The organism is Saccharopolyspora sp. NPDC002376 (assembly GCF_053593195.1).
On the sequence record NZ_JBSFBZ010000061.1, the window covers coordinates 35,769 to 44,144 of the forward strand.

Here is an 8,376-nt window from a genome sequence, read left to right on the forward strand (position 1 = left end):
AAAACCTGTTTCCATCCTCAATTTGCGTGGCGGTGCGGGTGGCGGAACCTCAGACGCCGCCTGGCTGCGGGATCCCTTTTTTATGTATGCCAAATACACGGCAAAAGGGCTGTCCTCGCCAAGAGCCCAAGTCGGGCGGGCACAGTCTGAGAACCCGCGGCGGTGCGAGTTGCGGGGGTGGGCTAAACGCCTTCGGCGTTTCAAAGACGAAGACCGAAACAAGGATCGAAGACGGGCTGCTGGCCGGTACTCCGAACCGGCTGGTTCGATGGATGAGACTGCGGGTTCCGCGAACAGATGGAGACACCGATGAGCAAGTCCGCGCTGCAAGTCGCTGACAGCCATGACCTGATCCGCGTGCACGGTGCGCGGGTGAACAACCTCAAGGACGTCAGCGTCGAGATCCCGAAGCGTCGACTGACGGTGTTCACCGGGGTCTCCGGTTCGGGCAAGAGCTCGCTGGTGTTCGGCACGATCGCCGCCGAGTCGCAGCGGATGATCAACGAGACCTACAGCGCCTTCGTGCAGGGCTTCATGCCGACGCTGTCGCGGCCCGACGTCGACGTGCTCGACGGGCTGACCACCGCGATCATCGTCGACCAGGAGCGGATGGGCAGCGACCCGCGATCCACGGTCGGCACTGCCACCGACGCCAATGCGATGCTGCGCATCCTGTTCAGCCGGCTCGGCAAGCCGCACATCGGTTCGCCGCAGGCCTTCTCGTTCAACGTTGCTTCGGTCAGCGGGGCCGGGGCGGTCAAGTTCGAGCGCGGCGGCAAGACCGTGAAGGAGCGGCGCGAGTTCAGCGTCCTCGGCGGCATGTGCCCGAACTGCGAGGGTCGGGGCCAGGTCAGCGACTTCGACCTCGCCGAGCTCTACGACGACACCAAGTCGATCAACGAGGGGCCGTTCAAGGTCCCCGGCTACAGCGCGGACGGCTGGTACGGCCGGATCTACGGCGGCTGCGGTTTCTTCGACCCGGACAAGCCGATCCGGAAGTTCACGAAGAAAGAGCTGCACGACCTGCTCCACAAGGAACCGACCAAGATCAAGGTCGAGGGCATCAACCTCACCTACGAGGGCCTGATCCCGAAGCTGCAGAAGTCGATGCTGTCCAAGGACCGCGAGTCGATGCAGCCGCACGTCCGGGCGTTCGTGGACCGGGCGATCACCTTCACCGACTGCCCGGAATGCGGCGGCACCCGGCTCAGCGAGACCGCGCGGTCGTCGAAGATCGCCGGGATCAACATCGCCGACGCGTGCGCGATGCAGATCAGCGACCTGGCCGAGTGGACCCGCGGCCTCGACGACAAGTCGGTGGGGCCGCTGCTGGAGAACTTGCAGCAGACCCTCGACTCGTTCGTGGAGATCGGCCTCGGTTACCTCTCGCTGGACCGCCCGTCCGGGACGCTGTCGGGCGGCGAGGCGCAGCGCACCAAGATGATCCGGCACCTCGGGTCCTCGCTGACCGACGTCACCTACGTCTTCGACGAGCCCACCATCGGCCTGCACCCGCACGACATCCAGCGGATGAACGATCTGCTGCTTCGATTGCGGGACAAGGGGAACACGGTGCTCGTCGTCGAGCACAAGCCGCAGACGATCGCCATCGCCGACCACGTCGTCGACCTGGGGCCCGGTGCCGGGACCGCGGGCGGCACGGTCTGCTTCGAGGGCGACGTCGAGGGGCTGCGGGCCAGCGACACCGTGACCGGTCGGCACCTGGAGGACCGGACCAAGCTCAAGGCGCAGGTGCGCGAACCCAGCGGTGAGTTGGAGATCCGCGGCGCGAACGCCCACAACCTGCGGGACGTCGACGTCGACGTCCCGCTCGGGGTGCTGTGCGTGATCACCGGGGTCGCGGGATCTGGCAAGAGTTCGCTCGTGCGCGGTTCGATCCCACGCGACGCCGGGGTGATCGAGGTGGACCAGACCGCGATCCGCGGCTCGCGACGCAGCAACCCGGCGACCTACACCGGCATGCTCGACCCGATCCGCAAGGCCTTCGCCAAAGCCAACGGCGTGAAACCGGCGCTGTTCAGCGCGAATTCGGAGGGCGCCTGCCCCGGCTGCAACGGCGCGGGCATCATCTACACCGACCTGGCGATGATGGCCGGGGTGGCGACCACCTGCGAGGAGTGCGAGGGCAAGCGGTTCCAGTCCGCGGTGCTGGAGTACAAGCTCGGGGGCAAGGACATCAGCGAGGTGCTCGCGATGTCGGTGGCGCAGGCCGAGGAGTTCTTCAGCGACGGGGAGAGCCGAATCCTGGCGGCGCACAAGATCCTGCGGCGCCTCACCGATGTCGGGCTCGGCTACCTTCGTCTCGGCCAGCCGCTGAGCACGCTGTCCGGCGGCGAGCGGCAGAGGGTCAAGCTGGCCACGCACATGTCGGAGAAGGGCGGCGTCTACGTCCTCGACGAGCCGACCACCGGGCTGCACCTCGCCGACGTCGAGCAGTTGCTCGCGCTGCTGGACCGGCTCGTCGACGCGGGCAAGTCGGTGATCGTGATCGAGCACCACCAGGCGGTCATGGCGCACGCGGACTGGATCATCGATCTCGGTCCCGGCGCAGGTCACGACGGTGGTCGGGTGGTCTTCGAGGGCACGCCGGCAGACCTGGTCAAGGACCGCTCGACCCTCACCGGCGAGCACCTGGCGGAGTACGCCGACGCGTGACTGCGTAGTGGCGACGATGATCGAGCATAGCGAAGGCGTGCCCGCCGAGTAGGGCACGCCTTCCATCGTCCGGGTCAGGCGATGCCGAGATGCCCGAGAGCCACGACGTTGACTCCATCTGCCCGCGTGTAGCTGGTATTTCCCGCGGTGAGGACGTTGAGCGACGAGAGTTGGCCGGACCTCTTCTCGGAGACCTTGCCCGCCAGAGCGGTGAGATTGGCGGCGGCTTTGTCGATGTTCTTGGCGCCACCCATCTTGATCTCGAAAGCAGCCCAGCGGCCGTCGCTCAGCTCGACGATGGCGTCGACCTCGAGCCCAGATCCATCCCGATAGTGATAGACCGCTCCGCCCAGTTGATCCGCATGCGCGCGCAGGTCGCGGATGCACATCGACTCGAAGAGCAGGCCCAGGGCATTGAGGTCGTCCAGGAGTGCTCGTCGGCTGGCCCCCAATGCCGCGGCGGCCAGTGACGGGTCGATGAAGTGCCACTTGGGTGCTGTCCGCAGCCGGATCTTCGACCGCAAGTGGGTGGTCCAGGCCGGCTGTTCCTCAACGACGAACACGCGGGACAGCGCATCCAGGTACTTGCGGACGGCCTGCGCTGACAACACCCCGGAGCCCGCTTCGCCGATCTCCGCCTCCTTGCTGAGTTCGCTGGCTGAGATCTCGGTGGACACGTTCCGCGCGAGCGCCCTGATGAGGGCGCTTACCCGCATCGGGTCGACGCTGACGCCAGCTTCGGCCAGATCGACGCGTGCGACGTCGTCCAGATAGCTGGTGAGGTAGTCGTGCGCTGAACGGGTGGGCTGCGCAACGAGCGCAGGCCAGCCGCCGCGCACCACCAGGTCTGCGTAGTCCTCAACCGTTGGGCCGCCGAACCCGCCGATTGCGACACCGTCGAACAGGTCGGCGAGGGTGAAAGCGGCGATGCTCTCCCCGCTCTCGGCAAGGGTCATGGGGCGCAGCGTCGCTCGGCGGAACCTGCCAGCACCGCTGTGCCGGGTGATGTCGTCAGGTGGAGTCGCCGAGCCGGTCAGGATGAACTGGCCGGGTACTGCCCGTTGGTCAACCTCGTGCCGCACGGCGTTCCACAGAACTGGCGCGAGCTGCCACTCGTCGAGAAGCCTAGGTGCGTCGCCTGACAGAACGGTGCGGGGCGAGGTTTCAGCCAGAGCTGCCAGCTCCGGTGAGGAATCGAGGCGGATGCTGCTCGCGGCGACCTGCAGTCCAGTGGTCGTCTTGCCGACAGCGCGCGGCCCTTGAAGGACCACTGCACCAAACGTCTCCAGAGAACCCCGCACGATGCGGTCAACGATTCGTGGCTTATACCCCGTCACACCTGGACGTTATCACTTTTGCACACGATCCGATATCACACTTGCACATGATCGAATATCACGTTTGCACACGGTTCGATATCGCGTTTGCACATGATCAAGTGGCGTCGGGAGTCGGATGTGCTGGCCCGAAGGGTGGGCGGTGCACCAGGGGACAGGCCGCCCGGACCCCTGGTGCACAACGATCAGGCCCGGTCGGTCAGGGCCTTGTCGAGGATCTCCAGGCCTCGGTCGATCTCGGACTCCGCGGCGGTCAGCGGCGGGGCGATGCGGAACGTTCCGCCCATGCCCGGGAACTGCACGATGTTCATGTGCAGGCCGAGCTCGGCGCACCGCTTGGTGACGGCGGCGCCGAGCTCGTCGGCCCCGTCGGTGACCAGCTCCAGGCCGACCAGCAGGCCGCGACCGCGGACGTCACCGATCACCGTGTGAGTCCTGGCGAGCTCCTTCAGCCCACCGCTGAGCCGGTCGCCGAGCTCGCGGGCCCTGGCGTCGAGACCGTCTCGGGTCAGCACGTCCAGGACGGTGTTGCCGACGGCTGCTGGGAGCGGGTCGTTGACGTGCGTGGTGAAGAACAGGAACCCGCGTTCGTGCGCCTGCTGCTCGATCTCCGCACTGGTCAGCACGGCTGCGAGCGGCAGTCCGGCGCCGAGCGTCTTGGACAGGGTGATGATGTCCGGGACGACGCCGTCACGCTCGAAGGCGTACCAATCGCCGGTGCGGCACAGGCCGGTCTGGGCCTCGTCGAGGATCAGCAGCATGCCCCGCTCGTGGCACTTGTCCCGCAGCGCGGCCAGGTATCCCGGCGGCAGGTCGATGACGCCGCCGCTGCTCAGGATCGGCTCGACGATGCAGGCCGCGAGGCTGCCGACCGACTGGGCGTCGATCATGGTGAAGCCGAGGTCGAGCTGACGGTGCCAATCCAGGTTCCCGTCGGCGTCGACGATGTCGGGCCGGAACCGGTCGGGGACCGGCAGCGCGAAGTTGCCGGGAGCGGCGGGCCCGTACCCGGAGCGCCCGGCGCTGTAAGTGGCGTTCGCGGCGGCCTGCGTCATCCCGTGCCAGGACCGGGCGAACGAGACGACCTCGTACTTGCCGGTGACCAGCTTGGCCATCCGAATCGCGGCCTCGTTCGCCTCCGCCCCGGTGGACAGGAACATCGCCTTGTCCAGCGGAGCGGGCAACGTCCCCGCGAGCCGCTCGGCGAGCTCGAGCACCGGCCGGCTCAACATCCCGCTGTAGAGGTGGTCGAGCCGCTCGGCCTGCGTCCGGATCGTCGCGACGATCTCCGGATGCGAATGTCCGAGGATCGCGCTCATCTGCCCAGAAGTGAAGTCGAGCAGCTCCCGCCCGTCCTCGGTGACCACAGTGGTCCCCGAGGCCCGGTCGATGACCTCAGGGCTGAAGCCCCCACGCCCCGAGTAGCGGATCAAGTGCTGTGCAGTGTCGTCCAACATGGCCCGAACCTACGGACGCCGAGGACCGCGCGTCCACCACCAGTTCGTGCGCGGCGATGGTGGTAAGAACCTAGCGCCATTTGTTTCGCTACTACTGTCAGCATGGCGATCATCAGTTCCGTTCAGGGTGACTGTGGACGAGGTGATCGAACGCTGGGGCTGGCAGGCCTACGAGAGCAGCGACCTATGGTGGTGCGGGCTCCCGCAGGAGCAGAAGCAAGGGTTCCAGCAATAGCGCGTGGCAGGTGCCCCTTCGTAGCCGTATGCCGTTGAGCCAGGAACCTGTTCCGGAAAGTCCTATACGGACGATTGATACCCGCTGATCATCGCGTTGTCGGCTGAACTGACGGGGCGCGAGGAACCGATAGCCATCGAATCGTCAGATCGCGTCGACCGCACGCATCGCGGCACGCAGATAGCCCAGGGCGTAGGCCATCCCCGCGTGCCAGGGAGCGGCGCAGCTCAGCTGCGGGGTGTGGTCCGGGATGAACACGCCGTCATAGCCGTTCTCGGCGTAGGTCCGCAGGGCCCGGAACATGTCGACGTCGCCTTCGTCGATGAAGACCTCGCGATATCGCGGAAGCTTGCCGACGACATTGCGGAAGTGGACGTAGCCGATGCGGTCCTGCCGGGAGAAGGTGGCGATCGCGTCGTACACGTCAACATCCGGCATCTCCGAGACGGTGCCTTGGCAGAACTCCAGACTGTTGCTGCGGCTTGGCCGATGATCAACCAGACGCTGTAAGGCGTCCTGGCTGGTCAGTACCCGGGCGATGTTGCGCAACCGCGGCATTGGCGGGTCCTCGGGATGAGCACAGAGCCGCACGCCGGCCGCTTCCGCGACCGGGACGGCCGAGTCGAGGAACGCCAACAGCCGTGCCCACATGGTGTCCGCGTCGACGGCACCGATCGTCTCGTCTCCGCATGAGTCGTCGTAGGTCATGTTCCATACCTGGCCCCGCGGAATCTCCGGCTGCTCCCGGACCTTTTCGGCGTCGAAACCGATCGACTCGGCGCCGCCACGGGCGAACGGGCCGGTGACGTGCCCCCAGACACCGGCGAGGCTGAAGTTGTAGCCGAGACACGGTATGCCGGCCTGACCAAGGAGACGAATGCTCTCCAGCACCTGGTCGAGCTGTTCATCGCGGTACGGGCCGCCGAGTAAGACATCGTGCCAATGACCCGGGTCGAGGTTTTCGATCGCGTGCAGGGTGAGTCCCTCGGCTTCAACCAACGACTTGACCCCTTCGATCTCATCGAGAGTCCACGGTTTGCCGACCCTTCGCGTCGGACCCCAGCCGGATTCTCGTGAGACGGACGCGGGAATCCGCGGCCCCGCGCTGAAGTAGTCGACCAAGTGGGCGACGATATGCGTCGCGCCGGCCTGCCGAGCGAACTTGAGGTTTTCCGAAGTCAACATGTGCTGGTACAGACCGAGCCCAATCTTCACGCCAATTCCCCAATCTCTCGCCATGAGTTCCGCTGGATACGTTCGGCCGCCGCGAGCCTGCCGCTGCCATCGAAGCCCGCTCCAGTCGACAGGCGCGGTCCGCCATGACCAAGCACATCCGGTCGGCGATCTGGGCACTCGGCCGGTCACCGGCGGCGCCCGAGCCCGTTGCCGCCGGTGACGGCACCGAGTGGTGTGAGAGCCGACGGTGACAGCCATGAGCACGGCCACTACCGAATTCCGAGCGGTTCTACGCGTCGAATGACCACCCCGAAACAGAGTGCGCCGACGACGGCGATAGCACCCGAAACGATCAACGGTACGACGTAGGAACCACTCACCGACACCAGTAGACCGGTGATGAAGGAACCACTGAATCCGGCGATATTCGACGCGAAGTTCTGAATGCCCGCCAGCGAGGAAACCTGCCCCGCTCGCGGTGCGACGTCCGCCGGCAAGCAGGCGAGGCTCGCACCGGCGAAAGCCAGGCTGGAGTATGAGAACGACAGCAGGGCCAATGCGCTCCACGCCGACGGTACGAACACCGCCAGCGCGACCACGGACGAGCACAGCAGGCCACCGACGAGGCAGGTCTTTCGAGCACGGTTGATACTCCAGCCACGGCGAACCAGCCAGTCCGAGGTGAACCCACCTAGCAGGCTGCCACCGATCGCGAAGATCCCCGGCAGCGCACCGTAGATGCCCAACTTGAGCAGATCGAAGCCGCGTTCTTGCACGAGATAGCTCGGAAACCAGGTGATGAAGAAGTAGATGACGTAGGCCAGGCAGAAGAACCCGAGCATCATCCCCCACACCGTCCGGTAGCGGAACAGGTCACGCCAACGCACCGGTTGTTCGGACGGATCGGCGTCGTCCAGTCGTGCTCCACCTGCGGTGATGTATTCCAGTTCGGCCTCGGTGATCTTGGGATGTTGCCGGGGCTCTCGATACAGCTTCACCCAGACGAACACCCACACCAGCCCGAGCGCGCCCGTCACGACGAACGCCACGCGCCAGTTGTACGACGCGATCAGAAACGCCACCACCGGAAGGGTGAGTGCGGTGCCGACCCTGGCACCGCTATCCCAAATACTGTTGGCGAAGCCACGTTCGTGGCGCGGGAACCAGTTCGAAACGACCTTCGCGGACGCCGGGTAGCCCGGGGCCTCACCGGCGCCCAACGCCAGCCGAGCCGCGGCGAGGCTGCCCGGGCCGCGCACGAACGCGGTCGCCATCGTCGCGGCACTCCACAGGAGGCCGCCAACGGCGAACATTCGCTTCGCGCCAACCCGGTCGATCAGCGCGCCGACCGGGAGTTGGCCGATGGCGTAGGTAAGAAAGAACAGTCCGAGAACGAGGCCTGGGCCGCCTCGCGTTTTCCGGACAGCTTCCTTGATAGCTATTTCATGCTGCTTGCCGCCGGTTCAGGTACTCGTTGTGGACTTCGCGGGGCGTC

Annotated in this window: 5 protein-coding genes; 1 reads left to right on the forward strand and 4 read right to left on the reverse strand. The window is 66.1% G+C overall.

All coding sequences use genetic code 11. The annotated features are described in order from the left end of the window. Positions 1–309 precede the first annotated feature (309 nt). The gene (locus ACWCO2_RS30560) at positions 310–2,676 is read left to right on the forward strand and encodes an ATP-binding cassette domain-containing protein (protein ID WP_450131253.1); all 2,367 of its coding nucleotides are present in this window, start codon (positions 310–312) and stop codon (positions 2,674–2,676) included. A gap of 74 nt (positions 2,677–2,750) precedes the next feature. On the opposite strand, the gene ACWCO2_RS30565 is transcribed toward ACWCO2_RS30560, so the two are convergent. The 4 genes from ACWCO2_RS30565 to ACWCO2_RS30580 all read right to left on the reverse strand — a co-directional run bounded on the left by ACWCO2_RS30565 (position 2,751) and on the right by ACWCO2_RS30580 (position 8,323). Further along, a complete protein-coding gene (locus tag ACWCO2_RS30565; protein ID WP_450131254.1) occupies positions 2,751–3,947 on the reverse strand; it encodes an ATP-binding protein in 1,197 nt (398 codons plus the stop codon). A gap of 251 nt (positions 3,948–4,198) precedes the next feature. Next, entirely contained in the window at positions 4,199–5,470 is a 1,272-nt protein-coding gene (locus ACWCO2_RS30570; protein ID WP_450131255.1) for an aspartate aminotransferase family protein, read from the reverse strand. 379 nt (positions 5,471–5,849) lie between these two features. Continuing rightward, positions 5,850–6,920 (reverse strand): mannonate dehydratase, encoded by a 1,071-nt coding sequence (locus ACWCO2_RS30575; RefSeq protein ID WP_450131256.1) that lies wholly within the window; start codon positions 6,918–6,920, stop codon positions 5,850–5,852. A 230-nt stretch (positions 6,921–7,150) separates the two neighbouring features. Beyond that, positions 7,151–8,323, reverse strand: a complete 1,173-nt coding sequence (locus ACWCO2_RS30580; protein WP_450131259.1) for an MFS transporter — start codon at positions 8,321–8,323, stop codon at positions 7,151–7,153. Positions 8,324–8,376: the final 53 nt, after the last annotated feature.